Genomic DNA, 24,508 nt, shown 5'->3' on the forward strand with positions numbered 1-24,508 from the left:
CGCGAAATGGCAAGTTTATGCGCGCCAGGGTTATTATCGTTCAGATGTGTTGGCATCGATATGTGCAGGAATTGACCACTTTGCGGGGAGAGCGATGTGGCCCTTGGTCCAACTAGCGCCGATGCGGATCTGGCGTGAAGATACAATGAAACATTTGAGGAGACGGAGCCATGGCAGAGATTTCCCGACGTAGTTTGATGAGGGCAACGCTTCTCGTATCCGGTGCCGCGGCCATCGCCTCAGTGGGTTCGGTGGGCGCGGCGACCGCAGACGACGCGGTGCTTGCCTCCTGGAACGAGGGTGATACCAGAAAGAGCATCATCGACTTCGTGACGGCCGTCACCACCGATGGCAGCCACGATTTTGTTGCCGAGGACGACAGGGTGGCCGTCTTCGACAACGACGGTACCCTGTGGACGGAGCAGCCGATGTATGTGCAGCTGGCGTTCATCCTTGATCGCGTCAAGGCGCTGGCTCCCGAACATCCCGAATGGGCCTCGACGGAGCCGTTCAAGTCCGTGCTGGCCGGAGATTTCGCGGGTGTGGCGGCCGGTGGCATGAAAGGGCTGCTTGAGCTCGTGGCGGTAACGCATGCGGGTATGACCAGCGACGAATTCACCGCGATCGTTTCCGACTGGATCAAGACGGCCCGGCACCCGAAATTCGACAAGCCCTATACCGCCACGGTGTTCCAACCGATGCTGGAGCTGATCGACTACCTCAAGGCAAACGGCTTCAAGGTGTTCATTGTCTCCGGCGGCGGCATCGAGTTCATGCGACCCTGGGCCGAGGCGGTCTACGGCATTCCGCCGGAAAACGTCATCGGCTCCAGCATCAAGACCAAATACGAGGTCCGCGATGGAACGCCGGTCATCCTGCGGCTGCCGGAGATCGATTTCATCGACGACAAGGAAGGCAAGCCGGTCGGCATCCACAAGTTCATCGGCCGCCGCCCGACAGCCGCCTTCGGCAATTCCGACGGCGATTTCCAGATGCTGGAATGGACGACATCGGGACCGGGTAAGCGTTTCGGCCTGATCGTGCACCACGACGATGCCGATCGCGAATATGCCTATGATCGCAAATCCCATTTCGGAGCGCTTGCCAAGGGTCTGGACGAAGCGCCGAAACGCGGCTGGACGGTCGTCAGCATGAAGTCGGACTGGAAGGACGTCTTTCCGGCCTAAAGCCGGCGGGCCGTTCAGACCATCATGGCTTTACGCGGCGCACGCATCGGAATCCAAGGTGACTGGTCGTCGTGTCGATCTCCTGCGCATGTCGCGCCGCAGGTCGATAACGGCGGCAGTAATTTGGCGCGCAGAGATGTGAGCCGCCTTTCAGTACACGGCGCGGGATCTTGAGGTTCGCCTGCCGCTCGTCGATGCTGCCTTCGATATCCGTGCTGCGCGGGTTACTTGGGATGCAGCAGGGTTTGAGCGCCGCTTCGGGATGGCGGGTCGTCCAGAAATCGACTGTCCATTCCCAGGTGTTGCCGATCATGTCGTAGATGCCATAGCCGTTCGGTGGGTAGGTCCGCACCGGCGATGTCCGCTCGAAGCCGTCATCGACGAGGTTCTGATGGGGGAAATTGCCCTGCCAGGTGTTGGCCATGTGCCGGCCATCGGGGATCAGTTCGTCGCCCCATGCGAATTCGGCGCCTTCCAGCCCGCCTTTTGCGGCAAGCTCCCATTCCGCCTCCGTCGGCAATTGCTTGCCGGCCCATTCCGCATAGGCCAGCGCATCGCTGAAGGCGATATGAACGACCGGGTGGTCGAGAATGCTGCCGATGCTGCTCTTGCGGCCGTAGGGATGACGCCAGTTTGCGCCGAGGGTAAAAATCCACCACTGGGTGATATCCCGGCTTGTGACGACATAATCAGGTTTTTCGAACACCAGCGATCCGGCCCGCAGGGATGATGGTTTGGCACCCGGATAGTCGGCGGCAAGCGGCTTTTTCTCCGCAAAAGTGACATGGCCGGTGGCGTTGACGAAGGCAAGGAAGTCACGATTGGTTACCGGCGCTTCGTCGATCCAGAAGCCGTCGACCTTGACGGGATGGGCAGGTGCCTCTTCGGGATAATGGCTGTCCGATCCCATAATGAAGGTGGACCCCGGCACCCATGCCATGCCGGCGGGGGCGAAGCCTTTGCGGGCTTCTATGACGTTTTCCGATTTGATCTCCACGTTCATCCGGTGTCACCTGTGGCAAGGATGCAATTGACGGGGACGTGGTTTTCCCCACCGTGCGCTGACGATCCTAGTCCTGAAACCGCCCGTCGCAAAGCCGTAAAACTTCAGGATAATATTGGCCCTTGGTCCAACTATACAGCCCCGTGGCCGATCCTCATGATCGCGCGCGGGAGCCATGGGGGTGCCGCTTTGACATGTTTCAGGACCATTGCCGGCGTTGGTTCCTGGCTTTCTCGACCGCGGGTGGCGCGGCATGAATTGAGCAATGTGAATGTTCATGAAGTCATTTCGGGCGTTGGTGGCGATCCTGGCCATCGGATTTGCCGTCACGTCCTGCGGGGGGGCATGTGAAGGGCGTCATGGAGCCGCTCAACCTTGTCGCGGAACCGAAGGGCAATTCCGTCGTGGACATGCTGGTCGCGACCAGCCGGCTGCCATCCGACTATCCCACAACGCTGTTTTCCGGCGAACGCGCGCCGCAGGCGACGATCACGGATGTTGCGGTTTCCATTCCCTCCGACAGGGTTCGCGCTTCGGGAACGGTGCAATGGCCGAAAAAGCTACCGCCCAATCCCGAGACCGATTTTGCCGTCGTGCGCGTGCGGCAACTGGCAACCGTCGCCGATGGTCACGAATGGGTGCGAAACTGAGAATGACTTTCTTTTCAATTGGGCCGAGACACTCGCGAAGCAAGCTTATCCGCAGGCCACCTCCACAACGCGGTCGGATGCAAAGATTGGTCTCAACCGTGACCCTGCTATCGCAGTAATCATGTGGGACGCCTTGGCCAGGTGCAATCTGCCGAACGAGATATGGAGGTTTTAGAGACTGTTTTATTTCGACGGTAAAAGCTCCTGGTAAAGCTACCGAATATCCCAGATCGCAAGCTCTATTTCCCTGTTAGTCAAGTTAGGGAAATCTCTTTTAGTCATCTGATGTTTCTGCGAAAATGACAGTGCAAAACTGATCGATTTTTCAGTTCGGTGAAAAATTCCCTGTAAATCGTCGGATATCAGGGAAATGCTTTCTGAGACGGGTTCGCTTGGGACTGCGTCACCTACCATCTGTCCCACAAAAAAATCCCATTCCCTCAAATTGCGGCCATCCTGGTGAATAGCTACGGCGATCGCTCTGGCTGCTTGCGTCCGCGCTGAAATAAACTCATCGCGCGCATCGCGCTGGCTACGCTATAAGGTGGCCGGCTTCCAAACGTTAGGCGTATCGAACGACCCTGCGCGAATCCAATTGGGAACTCCCCGTCGATCCGCGACATGATGTAACATCGCTTATTCTTCACCATTGCTGTGAGGCTGCTATGCCTGAGAACTTTCGTCGGAGGGGCGAAGGGGGAGTTGTTGCGTCTTCGCGATGGTGGACGTGGATGCTGGGGCTCCCGTCCATTGTTCTTGCAGCTATTGTGTGGATTGAGACGGAACTTCCGTCGTCTGCGGGTTCGGCCGTTCCGATGGGATATAATCTGTATTGCCTTCGGCACATTGACGAATGCCCTTCCCGCGGCCCGCACGTTGTTCAGCTGACACCGGCCCTGCGTGCTCTGATCGCAAGCGTGCAGTATCAGGTGAATGCCGAGATCATACCCCGGCGCGAGGACGTCGACGTGTGGCAAGCCGATGTGCGCTACGGCGATTGCGACGACTTCGTGATGACGAAAAGGAGGCGACTGATCAAAGCCGGCATTCCCCCGACCGCCATGGGCATAAGTGTCTTCAAGGTGCATGGCGTAAACCACGTGACCCTTCTGGTGCACACGACCGGCGGCATTTTCGAGCTGGATAATCTGCGGCGCGATGTGCTGGTGCGGCGGCGGTTCTAATCGCGCGTTGTTAGATATTTGCTACTTGATGCAACTTCTGTTATTGTGAGAACGTCATGACATAAGGCCCCCGGTGCGTTAGGCTTAGAGCGCCGGGGGCTCTTTTATGGAAGGGTCGGCTTACAGTGGCCATGAACACGATAGCCGCGAGCTTTGCCACGGATTGTCGCTTGATGTGGCGCGCGGATTTGCAATTCCAGCGATAAGTGGACGTTGCGCGTCCGGATGGCCGATCAAGCCTCCACCCCTGCGGTGCGCCGTCTCCGCAGCATTGATTTCACGGTGGCGGACAGCCGCTCGATCTCCACGAAGATGACGGGTGTCATGAACAGGGTGAGGACCTGGCTGACGATCAGGCCGCCGACGACCGCCACGCCAAGGGGCTGGCGCAGCTCCGAGCTGGCTCCCGTTCCGACCGCAATGGGAAGCGCGCCCAGCAGGGCGCAAAATGTCGTCATCATGATCGGCCGGAAGCGCCGGACAGCCGCATCGTGAATGGCCTCGACAGTCGGGCGATGCTCGTCCCGTTGTAGCGTCAGGGCCACGTCCACCATCATGATGGCGTTCTTCTTGACGATGCCGATGAGCATCAACAGCCCGATCAGAGCGATGATGGAAAGGTCCATGCCGCTGAGCTTGAGCGCCAGCAGCGCGCCGAAAGCGGCGGAAGGCAGGCCCGACAGGATGGTCAGCGGATGCACCAGGCTCTCGTAGAACACGCCGAGCACGATATAGATCGTCAGAACGGCAGCAGCGATCAGCAGGCCGGTATTGTCGCTGGCCTGCTCGAAGATCTGGGCGGCGCCGGCGTAGCTTGCCACGACGGCGGAAGGCAGGCCGATTTCGTGTTTCAGCGCCTCGATCCGCGCCGTGGCCGTGCCGAGGGAAACCCCGGACGGCAGGTTGAACGACAGGGTGACGGCGGTGAGCTGGCCGGTCTGGTTGACGGTGACCGGCCCCGCCTTGCGCTTCACCGTCGCGAAGCTGGAAAGCGGCACCAAGGTTCCGGAAGCGGATGCGACGCGGATCGCACCAAGGGTCTGTTCGTTCCAGTCAAGCGACTGATCGTATTCCAGGATGACGTCGTAGCTGTTGCCCGTCGTCTGGATCTGGGTCACGACATAGCTGCCGAAGGCGGCCTCCAGCGTTGTGCGTAAGGATTGCGCCGATATGCCGAGGCTGCTCGCGCGGTCCTTGTCAATCTCGATGTCGGCCTGGAGCGCGTTGTTCTGCAGATCGGAGGCGACATCGACGAAATGGGCGCGGTCGGCGCGCATGGCGTCTGCCAGCGTCTGCGACCATTGCCGGGCGGCCGACGCGTCGATGGATTGCAGCACGACCTGATACAGGCTCTGCGTGCTGCGGCCGCCGAACCGCAGGCTCTGCTGCGGCGTGATGAAGGCCTTTAGGCCGGCGACACCGGAAAGCGCGTGGCGCAGGGCGGTAAGGACGGGACCGAGGGCCGGGCGCTCCGGCGCCGGCTTGAGCTGCACGAGCAGCATGCCGGCATTCAGCGCCGAACCGCCGGGGCCGGAACCGAGGGTGGTGGTGACATGGCTGACCGCCGGGTTCTTCAAGACGACTGCCGCGGCCTGCGCCTGCAGCGCGCTCATGGCCTGATAGGAAATATCCTGCCGCGCCTGCGTCGAGATCGTCACGAGGCCGATATCCTCCGTCGGGAAGAAGCTGCGAGGCAGGCTTGAAAACATCCAGCCGGACGCAGCAAGGGTGAGGACGAAGACCAGCATCACCACGCCCCTGTGGCGAAGACACCAGCCGACCCATGCGCCATAGCGCGCCGTGATCCGGGTAAAGAGGGTCTCCTTTTGTGGGCCTTTCCGCTCGTTGCGCGGCAGCCGGGCGGCCAGCATCGGTGTCACCGTCAGCGAGACGGTGGCGGACGAGAGGATGGCAAGGGCGACGACGATGCCGAACTCGTTCAGCACGCGGCCGACGATGCCGCCCATCAGCAGGATCGGCAGGAAGACGGCGACCAGGGAAATCGACATGGAGATGATGGTGCCCGCGACCTCGCGGCTGCCCTCGATCGCCGCCTGGAACGGCGGCATTCCTCCTTCGACCTTGCGGATGATGTTTTCGAGCATGACGATGGCGTCGTCGACCACCAGCCCGACCGACAGCGTCAGCCCGAGCAGGGAGATGTTGTCGATCGAATAGCCGAGCGCATACATGGCCGCCAGCGTCGCGACCAGCGACAGCGGCACGGCGATGCCGGGGATCAGCGTCGCGCTCAGGCGCTGCAGGAAGAGATAGATGACGAGGACCACCAGCGCGATGGTGATCATCATCGTCACCTCCACATCATGTACCGCTGCGCGGATGGACACCGAGGCATCGTTGACGACGTTGATGTGCATGCCGGCGGGAATGCTCGCCTGCAGCTCGGGTATCTTCGCCTTGATCGCATCGACCACCGCGACCGTGTTGGCACCCGGCTGGCGCTGCACGGCAAGCACGATGGAGGGCGCGCCATCGAGCCAGCTTCCCTGATCGATGACCGCCACGCTGTCCTTGACGTCGGCCACGTCGCCGAGGCGAACGATCCGGCCGTTTGGCCGGGCGACGATGAGGGTGCGGAAGGTGTCGGCATTCGTGCGCTGGGTGGAGGCATTCAGCGTCAGGGCCTGCGATCTGTTTTGCAGCGTGCCGATCGGCGACTGGTCGTTCGCGGCCGAGAGGGTGGAGGCGAGACCGTCAAGCGAAAGGCCACGGCTGGCGAGGCGCGTCGGATCGACCTCGATGCGCACGGCATAGGCCTTGGCGCCGAAGATCTGCGCCTGCGCCACGCCGGAGACGGTCGAGAGTGCGGGCGAGATGATGTTTTCCGCGATATCGTCCATCTTCGTCAGATCGGGGGTGTCGCTGGTCAAAGCGAGGATGACGACGGGTGCATCTGCGGGGTTCGATTTGCGGTAGCTGGGGGGTGCCGCGAGATTGTCCGGCAGCTGGCGCTGCGAGCGGGCGATGGCCGCCTGGACGTCCGCGGCGGCGGCGTCGATATCGCGTGACAGGTCGAATTGCAGGGTGATCTGGGTGTTGCCGAGCGAGGAGGTCGCGCTGATCGTATCGATGCCGGCGATGGTCTCGAACTGCTTGATCAGCGGCGTGGCGACCGAGCTTGCCATCGTGTCGGGAGAGGCGCCCGCCAGCTGCGCCGAAACGTTGATCGTCGGGAAATCCGCCTGCGGCAGGGCGGCGACCGGCAGGTTCCGATAGGCCGCAAGCCCCGCGATGATGATCCCGACCATCAGCAGGAAGGTGGCGACCGGCCGGCGGATGAAGCGTTCGGAAAAGCTCATGGCGTTGCACCCTGCGCCGTGGAGGCAACCCGTGCGCCTTCTGCAAGGCCCGCCTGACCTTCGGTGACGACCACATCGCCGTCCTTGAGGCCGGACGTGACACCGGCGCGGTCGCCCACGGTGATCCCGACGCTGACCTTGCGGACGTCGATTGTATTATCCGCCTTGACGACGAAGCAGATATAGCTGTTGCCCTGCGGCTGAAGCGCGACCATTGGCACGATGACGACGCCGTCCTGCATACCGGCCGTGACGGCGACGTCGAGCGATTGGCCGGGCCAGAGCGTCAGCGCGTCGTTGGCAAGCTGGGCGCGCAGCGTGAACGTGCCGGATGCGGCATCGATGGCATTGTCGATGAAGGTGGCAGGCCCGGTTTGCGGCACGTCACTGCCCTGGCCGAGCGGCGGCGTCACCGATACCGTCAGCGTTCCCTCTTTCATGGCCGAACGAACGAGGGCGAGGTCCGGCTCGGGCAGCGTGAACTCGGCATAAACCGGCTTCATCTGGATGAGCGTAACGACTGTCGCGCCGGCGGCTAGATAGGCTCCGGGAGAGACGGCGACCGCGCCCAGCCGCCCGTCAAAGGGCGCCCTGATCTGGGTTTGTGACAGCACCACATTGTCGGCGGCGATAACGGACCTATCGACATCGATGGCCGCCGCGGCCTGCTTGGCGGCGGAAACCGCATCGCCATATTGCTGCTGCGTGTCGATGCCGGAGGCATTCAGCCCCTCGACCCGCTTGAGGGTGGCGTTCGCATCGTCGAGCGTTGCCTGATCCTTGGCCAGCAGCGCCCGATCCTTCGCGATATTCGCCTTCGCCGTGCGATCGTCGAGCTGCATCAGCAGGTCGCCGGCCACCACGTCCGCGCCGTCCCTGGCGATGACCTGCGAAACGATGCCGGCAAGCGGACTGCCGAGTGCGGTCGTCTGGAGGGGGACGATAGAACCGATCGTCCGGCGGACGATAGGAAGCGCGCCTGATCTGGCAAGGGTGGTCGACACCGCGGTGATGCTGCCGGACCCGACGTTTGCTGATGTGGGCTGCATCCGTGCTGCGGTCGCACCGGTCCAGGGCGGGATGACGCGCTGTAGTTCGGCCCGGTAAAAGAACAGTGCACCCGCAGCGATAATCAAGACGATAGCCGGGACGATGCGTCTCATGGAAAGCTCCTTCGATGCGCCGGGCGCATAGCGGGCTGACGTGCGCACAATCATAGAGGTGCGGGGGCAAGCTACCCCACGTTCCATTGGCCGGGCAGCGGCTGGCAACCGGCGCCATTCAGCCCTCCGTCAGCTATAGGCCTGCCGGGTGCTCCAGGTCATGTTACAACTAAATAAAGTTTCGAGGATCTCGTTTGCCAAATTATTGCCGGGATTGAGGAAGTCACATTCCTCGCGCTCTATAGAAGGCACGGTTCGGTCCTGCGTCTTTGCCTCCGCGGAGAGGAAAGAGCCGCGCATGCAATGAATCTCATTAGGGAAATCTCGCGTGCGCGAAGCTCATTTTCCAAATTGCTGCTTCAGTTTGCCCGCCACGAATTTCGAGAGCGAGAATATCCCGTCGCTAATCGGGCGGAAACGCAGCGACGGGAGGATCTTTGCAGGGGCTCGGGGGAAGAGCTAAAGCTTTCCCGCCTCTATCCTGTTGAGGTAGAGAAATTCGGGCGCACGCACGCCGGCCACGCGCCGTATCTCGACAAGTTCCGGCGACTCGAAGAAAGCGCGGGCGGCGGCAAGCGAAGTCCAGCGCGAGAAATGCACGACGCGCCTTTCATCGTTTTCGCAGGCCAGCAGCTGATATTCGATTTCCCCGGCCTGGACCCGGATCGTCGCCGCGTTGTCGAAAATATCCTTCCATTTCCCGTAATCTTCGACCTCGTGGACGATAAGGACGAAGGCGTTGTCTTCGGGAGCGGTGCGGGTCGTCATGTATTTCCTCCAGGGCGGATCGCCATATCGATGAAAAAGGCAGGGTAAAATCAAGTCGTAGGAGACTGTCGCGCGGCATCCGTATGAGAAGGCAACCGGTGCGGCCAGTCAGGGCAGGGGATCAGGAAAATCCTCCTTGCTCGCGCCGCCCATCGACCGCACCAGAAAGGCCGCCGCTTCGCCGGCGCTTTCCATGTAACTTGCATCCCGATGCAGCAGCACGACTGAAAAGGCGCCGTCCAGAAGAAGAATGATCTGCCGGGCCGTCCGGCGCACCCGGTCGGGGTCGCCCGGCTGATCGAGGATCGAACAGAACCAGTCTTCGACCCGCTTCTTATGCCGCCTGCCGGCGACGACAGCCGGGTGGCCAGGCAGGTTGATCAGTTCGACCGACGTCCGCAGAAAGCCGCAACCCTTCCATTTGGGGTGGCGGGCGGATTGGGCGAGCTTGTCGAAAATACCCTTTATCCTATCGGCGATATCGCCCTCGGCCTCGTCGAACCATTGCTGGAACAGGGCAAGGTTGGGCTGATCGCGCGCTTCGAGATGCGCGGCGATCAGGTCGTCCTTGCTGCGGAAATGATAGTAGAGCGTGCGCTTCGTCACGCCGGTCAGTTCGGCGACGGCATCCATGCTCACGGCCCGGATGCCCTCCTTGTGAAACAGCTTCCCGGCAGCCAGGACGATACGGTCGCGGGTCGGACGTTCGGTTTTGCTCATGACCTTATGTATACCGACCAGTGAATATACACAATGGATCGGGACCCCTATCGTCGCGGCATGACCGGCGAACCCACCAAGAGACGAGAAGTTCTCCCGAATCCCGTCGCGATCACGTGTCGCGATGGTCTCCGGCTTCAGGGCCATCTGTGGGAGACGCCGGTGAACGCCAAAGCCGGACGGGTCATCATCAATCCGGCGACGGGGGTGCCGGCGCGCTTCTATCACCGCTATGCCCGCTTTCTCGCCGATCGCGGCTTCGACGTGCTGACCTATGATTATCGGGGCATCGGCCTCTCCCGGCCGCCGGACCTGCGCGGCTGCGGCTTTCGATGGCGCGACTGGGGCGAACTGGATTTCGATGCGGCCGTCCGCTTCATGGAAGGATGCGGCGACGGGCCGCTTCTGGCCGTCGGTCACAGCATCGGAGGCTTCCTGCCGGGACTGGCGGAGGGCGGCGCGCGGCTCTCGCGGATGCTGACGGTCGGGGCGCAATTCGCATGGTGGGGCGATTACGACAGATCGCAACGGCTGAAGCTTGTGCTGAAATGGCATCTCGCCATGCCGCTTTTGACGGCGCTTTGCGGCTATTTCCCCGGCCGGCGTCTTGGATGGCTCGAAGACCTGCCGGCCGGTGTGGCCAATGAATGGAGTTTTCGCAGGTCCCGTTTCGAGCGCAGCCATCCGCGCGCCATGCGCAAGATCGTGCTTGCCCGGATGGGCGCGTTCAGCGCGCCGATCCTTGCCGTCACGGTGTCCGACGACGCATTGGGAACGGTGGCTGCCGCCCGCCGCACGCTGGGCTGCTATACCGGTGCGGACCGGACGCTGGTTCATCTATCCCCGGCAGACTACGGCCGGGAGGCAATCGGTCACTTCAACCTGTTCCACGATATGCATGCGATGGGTTTCTGGCTGGATACAATCCTCTGGCTTCGCGACGGCCTCAATCCCTGGCCGACCCGGAAAGTCGATGTGCTCAATCCACCCGCCCCGCCGGCAGCGCGAACCCTTGGTCGACCCTACTACTAAAAAGGCCGCGCCGATCCGTAGACCGGCGCGGTCTCAATGGCTCAAATGAGGATGAAGTCGCCGGTGCTGAGCGTCGCCACGTTATCGAGCGTGGCGATCAGTACGGCTTCCTTGTCACCGCCCTTGCCGTCGCCATCGAACCACAGCCGGTGCGTATCCTGCTCGTAGAGGAAGGTCGCGCCAGCGGTGGTGAAGGTGGCTTCGTTGGAAATCACCAGCTTGATCGAGGCGCCAGCGCCGAGCCCGAAGCCGAGATCGTCGATGGCGATCTTGTCTTCGCCGCGCTTGAAATCGGTGATCTGGTCGCCGCCGTCGGTGACGTAGCTGAACTGGAACGTGTCCTTACCGGTGCCGCCGGTGAGGTGGTCTCCGCCCATGCCGCCGATCAGCGTGTCGTTGCCGCCGCGTCCCTGAAGGATATCGTCTTTTGCGCCGCCGGAAATCCAGTCGTTGCCGTTCGAACCGCGGATATCGTCATCCTGGCTGGTGCCCCAGATGCGCTCGATGCTCTTGACCGTGAGGCCAAGCGCCAGGCCGTCATTCTTGGTGTTGTCGAGCAGATCGAGCTTCACCGACGAGTCATTGCCGTAATAATTGAAGTCCAGCGTATCGATGCCGTCGCTGCCGTCGAAAACGTCCTTGCCCACGAAATCGCCGCGGGTAAACCAGTCGTCACCCGCACCGCCGGAATGGCTGTCGTTGCCGGCGCCATCGAAGAAGACATCGTTTCCTGCGCCGCCGATCAGCGTGTCGTTACCGGCATCGTCGCGCAAGGTGTCGCGGCCATTGCCGCCATCGAGCCGGTCATTGCCTTCATTGCCGCGCAGGTCGTCATCGCCGGCGCTGCCGATAACGGTGTCGTTGCCCTTGGTGCCGCTGAATTCGAGTGTTTCCATGCCGGTGAAGGTCGTGTTGGCATTGACCTTCACCGTGCCGGTGCCGAAGGTGAAGTTGACACCTGCCGTCAGCGCCGAGACATCGACGGAAACGCGGTCTGTGCCGGCGCCGCCGATGGCGGTATCGCCGCCTTCGATGTGGATCTCGTCATTGCCGGCGCCGCCGTCGATGCTGTCGGCATCTGTGTCGCCGCCCCAGCCGGAAGACCAGATCTTATCGTTGCCGTCTCCGCCCTTGATGGTGTCGCGTCCCTTGCCACCATGCAGCCAGTCGTCTCCGCCGAGGCCCGAAAGCGTGTCGTTGCCGTCGTTGCCGACAAGCGTGTCGGACAGTGCGCCGCCGGTGAAATTGTCCGCGCCGCTGCCGCCGGTGATGTCGACGCGCTCGAAATTCTTCAGCGTGGCATCGCCATTGATGAGCGTGGCATTGCCGCTCAGCGTGAAGGTCAGCGCTTTGGTGGTTTCGTGGCGGTCGATTTCAGCAAGATCGATGCCGCTGCCGCCATCGGCGACGAGCTTGCCGTGGATATAGCCGAGGCCGGCATTGAACTCGACGACATCATTGCCGGCGCCGAGATCGACGGTCGTGGTATCGCCGCCGGTATGGGCGTTGAAGACCGTGAGATGCAGTTCGTCGTCGCCATCGCCGGCGGAGAAGCTGTTGTTGCCGCCGAGATCGTAGAGCGTGTCGTTACCGGCGCCGGCGACGATCTTGTCGTTGCCGAGCCCACTATCGAGCAGGTCGTCGCCGGCGCTGCCGTAGAGCTGGTCGTTGCCTTGGTCCGATTTGAACCAGACGCGCTGGGCATTGCCGGCCTTCAGCACATCGTTGCCGTTGGCGGTGAAGATGTTGAAGATTTCCGTATCCTGGGCAAAGGAACCGTTCGAAAGTATGCCCTTGCCGTTGACGACCTCGAACGTATAGCCGGTGGTCTGGTAGCCGGAGACGTCGAGATAGACGGTATCGGTGCCCGCGCCGCCATAGATGCTGTCCTTGCCGGCGCCGCCGAAGATCGTGTCGTTGCCGGCCTCGCCGTAAAGCGTGTCGTTGCCGGCGCCGCCGTCGATATAGTCGTCGCCCGCACCCGCCTTGACCATGTCGTCGCCGTCATAGGTGACGATGTGATCCTTGCCATCAAGGGTCACGATGCTGTTCTTGCCGTTGGTGCCGTAGAGGTCGTAGTTTTCGACATTGACGATGGTCGAGCCGTCGGCCAGCGTATTGACGACGGTGGATGCCTTGGCGGTGAAATTGCCTTCGAGATTGCGGATTTCCAGGGAGTCGTTGCCTGCGCCGCCGTCGATCGTGTCCTTGCCGTTGTTGAGCGTCATGAGGATTTCGTCGTCGTCGGCGCCGGCATCCACCTTGTCCACGCCGGGGCCGGTGATGATGTAGTCTTTTCCGGCGCCGCCGATCAGCGTGTCGTTGCCGTCGCCGCCCCAAAGGTAGTCGTCGCCGTTGCCAGCATCGAGTGTGTCATTGCCGTCATCGCCATAGAGCGCATCGCGGCCGTTGCCGCCGGTGATCCTGTCGTTGCCGAGGCCACCCTGCATGTCGTCGTCGCCATAGCCGCCGGTGATGACGTCGTCGCCGTCGCCGCCACGGATATCGTCGTCACCCTGGCCGCCGTCGATGGTGTCCTTGCCGGCCCCGCCGTCGAGATAGTCGTTGCCACCGAGGCCATAGAGCTTGTCGTCGCCGTTCTGTCCGCTGAAGCGGTCGTTCCAATGGCCGCCCTTTAGCGTGTCGGCATAGTTGGTCGCGGAGATGGTATACTGTTCGATGTTGGTGACGGTGAAGCCGAAGAGGTTCACCGATTGCGTCGGGTCCTGCGCGGTGAAGCTCACGCCGGATGTGTTGTATTGCAGGTTGATGTCGACCGTATCGGTGCCGAGCCCGCCATCGACCTTGTCGCCGGCCCAGTCGCTGAGGTAATAATCGCTGAACGTGTCGTCGCCGAGTTCGCCGTTCATGACGTCGGCGCCTGCGCCGCCGAGGAGGGTATCGTCACCCTGCCCGCCGATGATGGTGTCGTTTCCGAGGTCTCCGGAAAGAGTGTCGCCCTGGAAGCCGCCCCGGATCGTATCGTTTCCCTCGCCGCCCATGATGGTGTCCGCGCCGAACAGGCCATGGATCGTGTCATTGCCGCCATAGCCGTAAATGTAGTCGTAGGTATTGCTGCCGGTGAGTGTTTCGGATGCGTCGGTTCCGTATTTCGTAGCCACTGTGATCACCCCTGTCGTTTCGGATCGCGACGGCAACCGGCCGCCGCGGTGCGGCCGGAGATGTCCGGCCGTGGCCGCATCTGCCCACGACGGCGCGTCGAAACCTGTTTCTGAGGGAACAGCCGGTTTTCAGGCCGGCATCGGAGGAGCGGGTGGCACGGGCGCCAAAGATTAAAAATCCGTCATGCTGGGTGCGTTTTCGAAGCCGGCGCAACCTTAAGCAAGTCTTTGACCGAAAAGCCTTATCCGGAAAACCGCCAAGTATGATTTCCTCAATCAAGGCAATAGTTTGGCAGGAAACGGCCTCGAAACTTTATCTAATTGTAACATGATCCGGTCTGGGCTCCGGGTTTATACATAGTGTCAGGCTGAATGCCGCCGGTGGGAATGAAACCGCGACGCGACGGCACCCGACAGCCTTTAGGGGATCGAGACATTCTCCCCTTATCGAGGATACGCCTATGCGCTCGACATTGAAGACCATCACCCTTGCCACCTTCGCCCTTTCGCTTGCCGCAGGCGGTGCTTTTGCCGCCGCACCCGCCGAAAGCGATTCGGGGCTTGCCATCTATGGCGAACATCTCGGCCATACCCCGCCGATGGCTGCGCCACAAAGCATGAAGACGATGCAGCACCGGCCGCACCTGAGCCAGGTTCTTGCCGAACTGGGCTCGGCCGACCGGACGATCCGGCATGACGAAGCCATGCATCGCCTGACGGTCGCCTCCGCGACCAAGCTTGAAGGCGAAGCCGGTTCCATTCGCCATCGCGCCTATGTCGTTGCCGACACCCATAACGGCGCGATCCCGAATGCCACCTACCAGCATCTCAGGGCCGATATCCGTCAGCTCGACCGGAACATCGTCCGCATGAGCTGATCTTTTCTCCGGCCGCCCCTGGCGGGTTGGCCGGAGGTCCCTTGCCGTCTTCTTTCTGGGAGCGGCTGGCGCCGGGGCCGTGCCTCACCCTGAGACCGGCTCCGTCCTCCCCGTCAACCACCTCGCGTGACCTGCCGCCTTCTCCCCGCGGTGCGGTTTCGCTCGCGCCCGCGCTGCCCTGCAAACGCCGGGGCGCCGACAAAAGGAATACGACCATGACCACGATTGTTGAAAAGCCCCGCACGCCCGCAAAGAGCCGAATTCTCGCAAAGCACCGGATCGCCGCGCTTCTGGGCGCGGCCCTGCTGATGGCGCCGTTTGCGGCCTCCGGCTTCATCGGCTCCCGCACCGCCCTTGCGGCGACGCCGGAAACCGTCATCCTCCCGCCGACCCAGGGCTCCTACGCCCCGATCGTCTCCGCCGACAAGCCGGCCGTCGTTACCATCATGACGACGCTGAAGGCGGAAAATGCATCCTCGGACGGCGCTTCTCCCTTTGGCGACGATTCGCCCTTCGACCAGCAATTCCGCGATTTCTTCGGCCAGCGCCAGATGCCGGTGCCGCAGCAGCGGCCGGCTGAAAAGGCGGAAGCGCTCGGTTCCGGTTTCATCGTGACCAGCGACGGCTATATCGTCACCAACAACCACGTCATCGACAAGGCGCTGACGATCAAGGTGACGCTCGACGACGGCACGGAGTTGCCGGGCAAGCTCGTCGGCACCGACCCGAAATCGGATCTCGCCGTGGTGAAGATCGAGGCCGGCAAGCCGCTCGCCACCATCGCCTGGGGCGATTCCGACAAGCTGCAGGCGGGCGATCCGATCCTTGCGATCGGCAATCCCTTCGGCATCGGCACGACCGTCACCGCCGGCATCGTCTCGGCCCGCGGCCGCGACCTTCACAGCGGCCCCTATGACGATTTCATCCAGATCGATGCGCCGATCAACCACGGCAATTCCGGCGGCCCACTCGTCGGCCTTGACGGCAAGGTGGTCGGCATCAACACGGCGATCTATTCGCCGAACGGCGGCAGCGTCGGCGTCGGTTTCGCCATCCCGTCGGATCAGGCTGAGAGCGTCGTCGCCAAGCTGATGAAGGACGGCTCCATCAAGCACGGCTTCATCGGCGTGCAGATCCAGCCGGTGACCTCGGATATCGCCGAGGCGATCGGGCTTGCCAAGCCCGCTGGCGCGCTGGTGGCCAGGGTCGATGACGGCACGCCTGCCGCGAAGGCCGGCATCAAGTCCGGCGATGTCATCACCGCGCTTGGCGGCAAGCAGGTCACCTCGCCGCGCGACCTGTCGCGCATGGTCGCCGATCTCAACCCCGGCGCCAGGGAAGGCCTCAGCGTCTGGCGCGACGGTGCGAGCAAAGACCTGACGATCACCGTCGGCACCAATGACGACGGCAGCAAGCAGGCCTCGGCCGATACCGGCGACAATTCCGGCAATGCGGCCCAGCATGTGCCGACCATCGGTGTGCAGCTTGGCGACCTCACGGCCGACATCCGCGATCAGCTCGGCCTGCCGGGCGATGAAAACGGTGCGGTCGTCGAAAGCGTCAGCCCGGACAAGCCGGCCGCCGATGCCGGCCTGCAACCCGGCGATGTTATCCTCTCGGTGAACCAGAGGCCGGTTGCTTCGGCAAAGCAGGCCAAGGCAGCCATGGCGGAAGCCGGCAAGGCAGGCCGCAAGGCCGTGTTGCTTCTGGTCCAGCGGCGGGATCAGCAGAGCTTCGTGACGGTGCCTTTCGCGGTCGGCTGAAACGCCAGTCTTCCTTCCTCCCGATGCGCGCCCGGCCCTGGTGCCGGGCGTGCGTCGTCAGGCCGGCGTGTAGCCGTGCCGGGCAAAGAAGCGGTCCAGCTCCCGCTGCTGCGGTGCCTGGCCGGTATAGATGGCGATATATTCGGGAATGCGCTTCATGCGCAGCGCAAGCTCCTCGCTGGATTGCATGGAGATGTAGCCGATCTGGACGAGATAGGTCGTTCGCGCCCGAACGTCGGCCGGGCCTGCATCATAGCCGAACCGCATGAACATGCGGGTCAGTGCCTCCATTCGGGTCCGGTCGGCCTCATGCACCTCGGCCAGGATATCGGCCGATTGCAGCCCCCAACTGCGGATGGCGAATTCGAACTGGGCGTCGAAAACATCCTTGTCCAGCCAGCAGTCGAAGACGTTGAGCATCGCCTCGGGCAGCGATTCCGCATAGGCCTCGGACTGGCGCACGAGATTGCCGGTATTCTTCTCGCGCCAGCGGGTGACGAGTGCAGCCAGCAATTCCTCCCGATCCTTGAAGAACCAGTAGAAGCTCGTGCGCGAAAGATTGAGCCGTTTGGCCAGCGGCAGGATCTTCACCGAATCCACACCGGACAGCAGCAAGGCCTCATAGGCGGCCTCCAGCCATCCCTCGTGTGAGCCTCGCCAGCCGCTGTCGCTTGCCACCTGTTCCATGCCCGTTTCCTAACAAAAGCCGCCCAGCGCGACAAGCAGATTGTACACTCATGTCCATGCCTGAAACTCCTGTGTTTTGGATTGTTGACACTTGTGTACATTTCCGTTTACCGTTCGACAAAATCCTTGAACCGGAGCCAGTCCCATGTCGAACGATCCTCTGCTCCAGCCTTTCCAGCTGAAGCATCTGACCCTTCGCAACCGCATCATCGTCACCTCCCATGAGCCGGCCTATCCCGAAGACGGCATGCCGAAGGGCCGCTACCGCGCCTATACGGTGGAGCGGGCGAAAGGCGGAGTGGCGCTGACGATGACGGCCGGTTCGGCCGCCGTTTCGAAGGACAGCCCGCCGGTCTTCAACAACCTGCTTGCCTACAAGGACGAGATCGTTCCGTGGGTCCGCGAGATGACGGATGCCGTGCACGAGACGGGCGCCGCGATCATGATCCAGCTCACCCATCTCGGCCGCCGCACCCGCTGGGACAAGGGCGACTGGCTGCCGGTGCTGGCGCCCTCGCATCACCGCGAGGCGGCGCACCGCGCCTTTCCGAAGAAGCTCGAAGACTGGGATATCGAGCGCATCATCAAGGATTTCGCCGATGCCGCCGAGCGCATGAAGGCGGGCGGCATGGACGGCGTCGAGCTGGAGGCCTACGGCCATCTGATCGACCAGTTCATCTCGCCGCTGACCAACGAACTCGACGGCCCCTATGGCGGCTCGCTGGACAATCGCCTGCGCTTCTGTTTCGACGTCTTCAGGGCCATGCGCGAGCGGGTCGGCGAGGATTTCATTCTCGGCGTGCGCTACACCGCCGACGAATGTCTTCCCGGCGGGACGGACAAGGCCGAGGGCCTTGAAATCTCCCGCCGCCTCAAGGAAAGCGGTCTCATCGATTATCTGAACGTCATCCGCGGCCATATCGATACCGATCCGGGCCTCACGGATGTCATCCCGATTCAGGGCATGGCCAGCGCCCCGCATCTCGATTTCGCGGGCGAAGTGCGGGCGGCAACGCGTTTTCCGACCTTCCATGCGGCGAAAATTCAGGATGTCGCCACCGCCCGTCATGCGATCGCCGCCGGCAAGGTCGATATGATCGGCATGACCCGCGCCCACATGACCGACCCGCATATCGTGCGCAAGATCATCGAAAAGCGAGAGGACGATATCCGCCCCTGCGTCGGCGCGAATTACTGTCTCGACCGCATCTATCAGGGCGGTCTTGCCTTCTGCATCCACAATGCCGCGACCGGCCGTGAGGAAACCATGCCGCACGCGATCCCCAAGGCGGATGGGCGCCGGAAGGTGGTGATCGTCGGCGCCGGTCCGGCCGGGCTGGAAGCCGCACGGGTTTCCGCAGAGCGCGGCCATGAGGTCGTGGTGTTCGAAGCCGCGAGCCATCCCGGCGGTCAGGTCCGGCTGACGGCGCAGAGCGAGCGGCGGCGGGAAATGATCGGCATCATCGACTGGCGCATGAGCCAGTGCGAGAAGCTGGGCGTCACCTTCCATTTCAACACGTGGGCCGAGGCCGGCACCATAGCGGCGGAAAAGCCCGACGTCGTGATCATCGCCACCGGCGGCCTGCCGCATACCGAAGTGCTGACGAAGGGCAACGACCTCGTCGTTTCCTCCTGGGATATCATCTCCGGCGATGTAAAGCCTGGAACCAACGTGCTCATCTATGACGATGCCGGCGATCATGCCGGCCTGCAGGCGGCCGAAATCATCGCCAAGGCGGGCGGCAAGGTCGAGATCATGACCCCGGACCGCTCCTTCGCCCCGGAAGTCATGGCGATGAACCTCGTTCCCTATATGCGTTCGCTGCAGAAGCTCGATGCGACCTTCACCGTCACCTACCGGCTGGATGCGGCGGAAAAGAGCGGCAACCAGCTCATCGCCCATATCGGCAGTGATTACGGCGGCGTCGCCAAGAGCCGTGCGGTCGACCAGATCGTCATCAACCACGGCACCATTCCGCTGGATGATCTCTATTTCGAGCTGAAGCCGGGATCGAGAAACCTCGGCGAGGTCTCCTATGACGAACTGCTCTCCGGCGCTGCGCAAACCGTCGACCGCAACCCGGATGGCGCCTACCGGCTGTACCGGATCGGCGACGCGGTCGCTGCCCGCAACACCCATGCGGCCATCTACGATGCGCTGCGCCTTGCCAAGGATATCTGATGGCGGTGTCCTGCTCCGTTTAAGCGAAACCTAACTATAATGGGATATTCAGGGGCCAATCACTCCATGATAGGCCCCCCAACCATGCGCAATATTCCCGTTATCGGTAAGTTTCTCATCATTCTGTGTGCCTTCGGCCTATTCGTGGCCGGCGTAACGGCCTTCAGCACGTCGCGCACATCCTTCATCGACGCGTCCTACACCACGCTGGTCGATCAGGATTCGCAGGCGGCGCTGATGCTGGCGCGCGCCAGCCGCAGCCTCGTGTCCGTCCGCTCGGCCATCGCCGACCTCCTGCTGTCGCGCGATGACGCGGCCAAGAAGGCGGCCATCGACGATATGCATCTCTCAGAAGGTTTCTTCACCAAGCAGATGGACGCCGCCATTGCCGCCGCGCCCGGCAACGACCGCATGACGATCATCAAGACGCAGGGGCTTGAAGCGCTCAACGGTCAGTGCGGTCCGCTGATCGCGGCTGCCGGCGCGGCCTTCAACGAGGCTGACATCGCCCGCGCGCAGGGCGAATTCGCCAATGCCTGCCGCCCGGCCTTTGCCGCCGTCATTGCCGCGATCACCGAGGAAATCGGCAAGATCACCGCTTCGGCCGAAGCCGGCCACGAGGCGCTGAAGGAGGCTGTCCGCAGCACCATCCTGACCACCATCCTCAGCGTCGGCGTCGGCCTGGTCATCATCCTGATCGCCGGCTTCTATGCCGCCCGCTCGTGGATCGCCCGCCCGCTGAACACGCTCTCGTCAACCATGGCGACGCTCGCCAATGGCAACCTCGATACCAATGTCGCCGAAACCGAACGCCGCGACGAAATCGGCGGCATGGCCCGCGCCGTGCAGGTGTTCAAGGACAACGGCCTGAAGGCCCGCGCCCTCGAAGCCTCCACCGAAGCCGCCCGCACTGCCAGCGAGGCCGAGCGCGAACGCAACCTCGAAACCGACCGCGCCCGCGCCGCCGCCATGACCCAGGCGACCGGTGGCCTCGCCGAAGGCCTGAAGCGCATGGCCAACGGCGATCTCGATTTCGAACTGACGCAGTCCTTCTCGGCCGAGTTCGAAAGCCTGCGCCAGGATTTCAACGCCGCCGTCAACCAGCTGCGCAGCACGCTGCAGTCGGTCTCGGATGCCGCCATCTCGATCGACAGCGGCTCGCGTGAGCTGAGCCAGTCGGCCAACGACCTGTCGCGCCGAACCGAGCAGCAGGCAGCAGCGCTGGAAGAAACCGCCGCCGCCCTCGACGAGATCACAGCCAACGTCACCAACTCCACCAAGCGCGCGGAAGAAGCCCGCAGCAAGGCCTCGGAAGCCAATTCGTCGGCGCATCATTCGACCAAGGTCGTCTCCGACGCCGTCGTCGCCATGCAGCGCATCGAAGCCTCCTCCGGCCAGATTTCCAACATCATCGGCGTGATCGACGAGATCGCCTTCCAGACCAACCTGCTTGCCCTGAACGCAGGCGTCGAAGCCGCGCGTGCGGGCGAAGCCGGCAAGGGCTTTGCAGTCGTCGCCCAGGAAGTGCGCGAGCTTGCCCAGCGCTCGGCGCAGGCGGCCAAGGAGATCAAGGAACTGATCCGCCATTCGGCCCAGGAAGTCGAAGGTGGCGTGCGGCTGGTCACCGAGACCGGCGAGGCGCTGAAGGTCATCGGCCAGCATGTCAACGACATCAACACCCAGCTCGATGCCATCGCGCTTTCGGCCCGCGAACAATCGGTCGGCCTGGCCGAGGTTAATTCGGCCGTCAACCAGATGGACCAGACGACGCAGCAGAATGCCGCCATGGTCGAACAGTCGACCGCGGCCAGCACCTCGCTTGCCGGCGATGCCGAGAGGCTGCGCCAGCTTGTGAGCCAGTTCCAGGTGGGTGCTTCCTCCAGCCGTGCCTATGCCCCGGCCGTCGCTCGTACGCCGGTTGCCGCCAATGCGGCCTCGCGGCATGTGGCGTCTCCGGCGCGGCGCATGGTCGGCAAGATCGCCAGCGCATTCGGCGGCAATGCCGCTCCGGCCATCGAACCCGGCTGGGACGAGTTCTGAGCCAGACAGACAATCGCCGGGGCAGGCTGACGGCCTGTCCCGGCGAAAACCGATCATGACGACGCACCGGGGCGACCGATCCGCAATCGCCGATCTGAGGGAACTGTTCGTTCAGGTCGCCTGACGGCGATGTTATCGCGCTGTTCGCACCCGAAGTTACACGTATCTACGGGCCTCATACTACCACGCACGATGGCGAAGGTGCAGGATTTGCGCGGGAGCCTATGGGAGGAGCCGATGGCTCCGATCGCCACCGTTCATTGCCGTGGCCTTGCCGGTTTTCGGCCCGCCTTCGGTTCCCTCCCTAGATGCGCCGCTCGACGGCGCTGCCGAGCGTGGAGGTTTATGCGATGCGATCAAACGGCCTTTCAACCTATTTGCGCATCTTCCCGGCCCTTCTCTTGTCGTCGGGGCTGTCGCTTGCGGTCGGTTTCACCGCACCGGCCCTGGCGCAGCAGCAGACCACCGCCGCGACCCCGGCCGGCGCACAGGCCGAAGCGCCTCCCGATCTTCTGACGGACGACGAGCTTGAAGTGCTGGTCGCGCGCATCGCGCTTTACCCGGATGAGCTGGTGGCGCTGGTGACCTCCGCCTCGCTCTATCCGCTGCAGATCATCGAGGCCCAGCGCTTCCTCGACCAGAAAAAGAAGGACAAGAACCTGCAGCCGAAGGACGACTGGGACGACAGCGTAATCTCGCTGCTCAACTATCCCGAGATCGTCAAGATGATGAGCGACGATCTCGACTGGACGCAATCCCTCGGCAGCGCGCTCAGCTACCAGCAGAAGGATGTGCTGATCGCCATCCAGGACCTGCGCGACAAGGCGGTCGCCAGCGGCGTGATCAAGACCGACGACAAGGTGAAGGTCGAGACCCAGGGCGAGAACATCGTGATCCAGGCGGCCGATCCCGAAAAGATCTACGTGCCGAAATACGAGCCTCAGATGCTCTATGAGCCGGGTTACGCGCAGGCGCCGATCAGCTATTACGACGAACCCTATCCGAGCTATTATTATCCCTCCGCGCCCTATTTCGCCGCCGCCATCACCGGCGCCGCCATCTGGGCGGCAACGGTGGATTGGGACGACTGGGGCGTCTGGGGCGGCCGCTGGAACGGCGATGTCGATATCGACTGCAACAAGTGCTTCAACAACATCGACATCGATCGCGACAAGTTCAAGATGGGCGATGTCGACTGGAAGAATATCGACCGGTCGAAGATCAAGTTCGACAAGAACCAGATCGCAAATATCGACCGCACGAAATTCAAGAACGAATTCAAGGGAAATCGCGACAACAACATCGCCAACCGGGCAAAAGACGTGCGCCGTGGCGATAGCAGCCGCATAACGAACAAGCCGAAGATATCGACGAACGATATCCGCAAGAGCAAGGTGGAGGCAGACCGCACCCGCGCCGACCGCGAGCGGGCGGCCGCAAACCGGGGCGACGGCAACAGGGCAGGGCAGGCGGCGCGGCGGGACGGCAACGCGACCGCCAATCGCCCGGCCGCCGGCAACAAGGTCGCCAATACGCCGAAGAACGCCAACCGCAAGGTCAACAAGCCGAAACCCGGCGGCGACATCAAGAAGAAATCCGGCAACCGTTCCGCTGTCGGTAATGTTAGCAACAAGCGGCAGACGCAGATATCGTCCAACCGCGGGCGCCAGTCGATGCAGGGCGGCGGTCATCGCCGGCCGCAATCCATGAACGGCGGCGGCGGGGGACGGCAGGTCCATCGCGGTGGTGGCGGTGGGCGGCAGATCCATCGGGGTGGTGGTGGCGGCGGACGCCGCCGGTAACAGAAGCGATCAGGAGGCGACGATGATGAAAATGGCGCTTGAACGGCTGACGCTTTCGGTTTGCGCGGCCCTGCTTCTCGGAGCGATGGTTCCCGGCCCGGCCCTTGCGGCTGACGACAGCGATCCGCCGCTGGACGAATATATATCCGCCACGGCGCCGCCGACGTTCGATACGCCCGAAAAGGCGGTCGATGCCTTCAAGCAGGCGGTCGGCAGCGGCGATTTCGACAAGCTTGCGGCCCTTTTGGGGCTGGATGCCGCCAAGGCCAAGGCCAGCGACGGTGCAACCGACGCCTATGCCGATATCCAGGCCGGCGTGAAGCAAAAGGTGATGCTTGAGGATCAGGACGGCGGCAAGGTGCTGGAGATCGGAAACCAGCTCTGGCCGCTGCCGTTCCCGCTGGTGAAGGGTGACGACGGCAAGTGGAGCTTCGATACCTATGCGGGTCTGGAAGAGATCGCCGACCGGCGGGTGGGCGAAAACGAACTCTCCACCATCGATACGATGCGCGACTATGTCGATGCGCAGGAGGACTATGCCTCCGAGGATCGGGACGAGGACGGCGTGCTGGAATATGCCCAGAAGCTGATCAGCAGCGAAGGCAAGCATGACGGGCTCTACTGGCCCTCCGAACAGGGTGATGGCGACGAAAGCCCGGCAGGAGCGGGGCTGGTCGACGGCAACGCGCTTGCGAAGGCCAAGGCGGGCCTCGGCTATAACGGCTACCGCTACCGCATCCTGACAGGGCAGGGCGAAAACGTCGCCGGCGGCAAGTTCGACTATATCATCAACGGCAACATGATCGCCGGCTTCGGCCTCGTCGCCTGGCCGGTAAAATACGGCATCACCGGCGTCCAGACCTTCGTGATCAACAAGAGCGGCATTCTCTACGAAGCCGATCTCGGCGATGATACGAGCGCGGTCGCCGACAAGATCCGCACCTTCAACCCCGGCGACACATGGAAGGTCGTGCCGGAATGATGCGCCCTGCGGGCCGGATCGAACC

Annotated in this window: 16 protein-coding genes and 1 pseudogene; 10 read left to right on the plus strand and 7 right to left on the minus strand. The window is 62.7% G+C overall.

Annotated features, from left to right (window positions below; all coding sequences use genetic code 11):
- The first annotated feature begins 170 nt into the window (after window positions 1-170).
- Window positions 171-1,187: an HAD family hydrolase gene (locus ASC86_RS19465; protein WP_156387118.1), complete on the plus strand. Its 1,017-nt coding sequence runs from the start codon at window positions 171-173 to the stop codon at window positions 1,185-1,187.
- Between the two features lie 22 nt (window positions 1,188-1,209).
- Here the strand turns inward: ASC86_RS19465 and ASC86_RS19470 are convergent, their stop codons facing one another.
- Window positions 1,210-2,127: a formylglycine-generating enzyme family protein gene (locus tag ASC86_RS19470; protein ID WP_082510322.1), complete on the minus strand. Its 918-nt coding sequence runs from the start codon at window positions 2,125-2,127 to the stop codon at window positions 1,210-1,212.
- Between the two features lie 401 nt (window positions 2,128-2,528).
- Between ASC86_RS19470 and ASC86_RS19475 the strand changes: the two are divergent.
- A pseudogene (locus ASC86_RS19475) lies at window positions 2,529-2,807 on the plus strand (esterase); the annotation flags it as partial.
- A gap of 848 nt (window positions 2,808-3,655) precedes the next feature.
- A complete protein-coding gene (locus ASC86_RS19480; RefSeq protein WP_056324981.1) occupies window positions 3,656-4,024 on the plus strand; it encodes a transglutaminase-like cysteine peptidase in 369 nt (122 codons plus the stop codon).
- Between the two features lie 233 nt (window positions 4,025-4,257).
- Here the strand turns inward: ASC86_RS19480 and ASC86_RS19485 are convergent, their stop codons facing one another.
- The 4 genes from ASC86_RS19485 to ASC86_RS19500 all read right to left on the minus strand — a co-directional run bounded on the left by ASC86_RS19485 (window position 4,258) and on the right by ASC86_RS19500 (window position 9,995).
- A complete protein-coding gene (locus ASC86_RS19485; RefSeq protein WP_056324984.1) occupies window positions 4,258-7,344 on the minus strand; it encodes an efflux RND transporter permease subunit in 3,087 nt (1,028 codons plus the stop codon).
- Window positions 7,341-8,507, minus strand: a complete 1,167-nt coding sequence (locus tag ASC86_RS19490; RefSeq protein WP_244477649.1) for an efflux RND transporter periplasmic adaptor subunit — start codon at window positions 8,505-8,507, stop codon at window positions 7,341-7,343. Before ASC86_RS19490 ends, ASC86_RS19485 begins: the two co-directional genes overlap by 4 nt.
- A 459-nt stretch (window positions 8,508-8,966) precedes the next feature.
- Window positions 8,967-9,275, minus strand: coding sequence for an antibiotic biosynthesis monooxygenase (locus ASC86_RS19495; RefSeq protein WP_056324986.1), 309 nt, complete (start codon window positions 9,273-9,275; stop codon window positions 8,967-8,969).
- Window positions 9,276-9,383: 108 nt separating this feature from the next.
- Entirely contained in the window at window positions 9,384-9,995 is a 612-nt protein-coding gene (locus ASC86_RS19500; protein WP_056324989.1) for a TetR/AcrR family transcriptional regulator, read from the minus strand.
- A gap of 60 nt (window positions 9,996-10,055) precedes the next feature.
- Between ASC86_RS19500 and ASC86_RS19505 the strand changes: the two genes are divergently transcribed.
- A complete protein-coding gene (locus ASC86_RS19505) occupies window positions 10,056-11,027 on the plus strand; it encodes an alpha/beta fold hydrolase (protein WP_056325211.1) in 972 nt (323 codons plus the stop codon).
- A gap of 41 nt (window positions 11,028-11,068) precedes the next feature.
- On the opposite strand, the gene ASC86_RS26935 is transcribed toward ASC86_RS19505, so the two are convergent.
- Entirely contained in the window at window positions 11,069-14,149 is a 3,081-nt protein-coding gene (locus tag ASC86_RS26935; protein WP_162245020.1) for a calcium-binding protein, read from the minus strand.
- 461 nt (window positions 14,150-14,610) lie between these two features.
- Between ASC86_RS26935 and ASC86_RS19515 the strand changes: the two genes are divergently transcribed.
- Together ASC86_RS19515 and ASC86_RS19520 are read left to right on the plus strand one after the other, a co-directional pair.
- A complete protein-coding gene (locus tag ASC86_RS19515; protein WP_056324995.1) occupies window positions 14,611-15,027 on the plus strand; it encodes a hypothetical protein in 417 nt (138 codons plus the stop codon).
- A gap of 215 nt (window positions 15,028-15,242) precedes the next feature.
- On the plus strand, window positions 15,243-16,790 hold the full coding sequence (locus ASC86_RS19520) for a DegQ family serine endoprotease (RefSeq protein WP_056324997.1): 1,548 nt from the start codon (window positions 15,243-15,245) through the stop codon (window positions 16,788-16,790).
- A 57-nt stretch (window positions 16,791-16,847) separates the two neighbouring features.
- On the opposite strand, the gene ASC86_RS19525 is transcribed toward ASC86_RS19520, so the two are convergent.
- Complete coding sequence (locus ASC86_RS19525) at window positions 16,848-17,477, minus strand: TetR/AcrR family transcriptional regulator (protein ID WP_056324999.1); 630 nt, start codon at window positions 17,475-17,477, stop codon at window positions 16,848-16,850.
- Between the two features lie 145 nt (window positions 17,478-17,622).
- On the opposite strand from ASC86_RS19525, the gene ASC86_RS19530 reads away from it, so the two are divergent.
- The 4 genes from ASC86_RS19530 to ASC86_RS19545 all read left to right on the plus strand — a co-directional run bounded on the left by ASC86_RS19530 (window position 17,623) and on the right by ASC86_RS19545 (window position 24,483).
- Window positions 17,623-19,659 (plus strand): NADH:flavin oxidoreductase, encoded by a 2,037-nt coding sequence (locus tag ASC86_RS19530; protein ID WP_056325004.1) that lies wholly within the window; start codon window positions 17,623-17,625, stop codon window positions 19,657-19,659.
- Window positions 19,660-19,725: 66 nt separating this feature from the next.
- Window positions 19,726-21,699, plus strand: coding sequence for a methyl-accepting chemotaxis protein (locus ASC86_RS19535; RefSeq protein WP_348270773.1), 1,974 nt, complete (start codon window positions 19,726-19,728; stop codon window positions 21,697-21,699).
- A 350-nt stretch (window positions 21,700-22,049) separates the two neighbouring features.
- On the plus strand, window positions 22,050-23,501 hold the full coding sequence (locus ASC86_RS19540; protein WP_056325013.1) for a DUF3300 domain-containing protein: 1,452 nt from the start codon (window positions 22,050-22,052) through the stop codon (window positions 23,499-23,501).
- 22 nt (window positions 23,502-23,523) lie between these two features.
- Window positions 23,524-24,483: a DUF2950 family protein gene (locus tag ASC86_RS19545; protein WP_056325214.1), complete on the plus strand. Its 960-nt coding sequence runs from the start codon at window positions 23,524-23,526 to the stop codon at window positions 24,481-24,483.
- Window positions 24,484-24,508: the final 25 nt, after the last annotated feature.

The sequence above is a fragment of the Rhizobium sp. Root1212 genome (assembly GCF_001424985.1).
Classification (GTDB): domain Bacteria; phylum Pseudomonadota; class Alphaproteobacteria; order Rhizobiales; family Rhizobiaceae; genus Pararhizobium.

Bases quoted from the DNA above. Each gene is read 5' to 3' on its own strand.
- ASC86_RS19520 (WP_056324997.1), top strand. From the start codon at position 15,243: ATGACCACGATTGTTGAAAAGCCCCGCACGCCCGCAAAGAGCCGAATT.
- ASC86_RS19545 (WP_056325214.1), top strand. From the start codon at position 23,524: ATGATGAAAATGGCGCTTGAACGGCTGACGCTTTCGGTTTGCGCGGCC.
- ASC86_RS19535 (WP_348270773.1), top strand. From the start codon at position 19,726: ATGATAGGCCCCCCAACCATGCGCAATATTCCCGTTATCGGTAAGTTT.
- ASC86_RS19525 (WP_056324999.1), bottom strand. From the start codon at position 17,477: ATGGAACAGGTGGCAAGCGACAGCGGCTGGCGAGGCTCACACGAGGGA.
- ASC86_RS19495 (WP_056324986.1), bottom strand. From the start codon at position 9,275: ATGACGACCCGCACCGCTCCCGAAGACAACGCCTTCGTCCTTATCGTC.
- ASC86_RS19490 (WP_244477649.1), bottom strand. From the start codon at position 8,507: ATGAGACGCATCGTCCCGGCTATCGTCTTGATTATCGCTGCGGGTGCA.
- ASC86_RS19500 (WP_056324989.1), bottom strand. From the start codon at position 9,995: ATGAGCAAAACCGAACGTCCGACCCGCGACCGTATCGTCCTGGCTGCC.
- ASC86_RS19470 (WP_082510322.1), bottom strand. From the start codon at position 2,127: ATGGCATGGGTGCCGGGGTCCACCTTCATTATGGGATCGGACAGCCAT.
- ASC86_RS19540 (WP_056325013.1), top strand. From the start codon at position 22,050: ATGCGATCAAACGGCCTTTCAACCTATTTGCGCATCTTCCCGGCCCTT.
- ASC86_RS19480 (WP_056324981.1), top strand. From the start codon at position 3,656: ATGGGATATAATCTGTATTGCCTTCGGCACATTGACGAATGCCCTTCC.
- ASC86_RS19515 (WP_056324995.1), top strand. From the start codon at position 14,611: ATGCGCTCGACATTGAAGACCATCACCCTTGCCACCTTCGCCCTTTCG.
- ASC86_RS19485 (WP_056324984.1), bottom strand. From the start codon at position 7,344: ATGAGCTTTTCCGAACGCTTCATCCGCCGGCCGGTCGCCACCTTCCTG.
- ASC86_RS19530 (WP_056325004.1), top strand. From the start codon at position 17,623: ATGTCGAACGATCCTCTGCTCCAGCCTTTCCAGCTGAAGCATCTGACC.
- ASC86_RS19505 (WP_056325211.1), top strand. From the start codon at position 10,056: ATGACCGGCGAACCCACCAAGAGACGAGAAGTTCTCCCGAATCCCGTC.
- ASC86_RS19465 (WP_156387118.1), top strand. From the start codon at position 171: ATGGCAGAGATTTCCCGACGTAGTTTGATGAGGGCAACGCTTCTCGTA.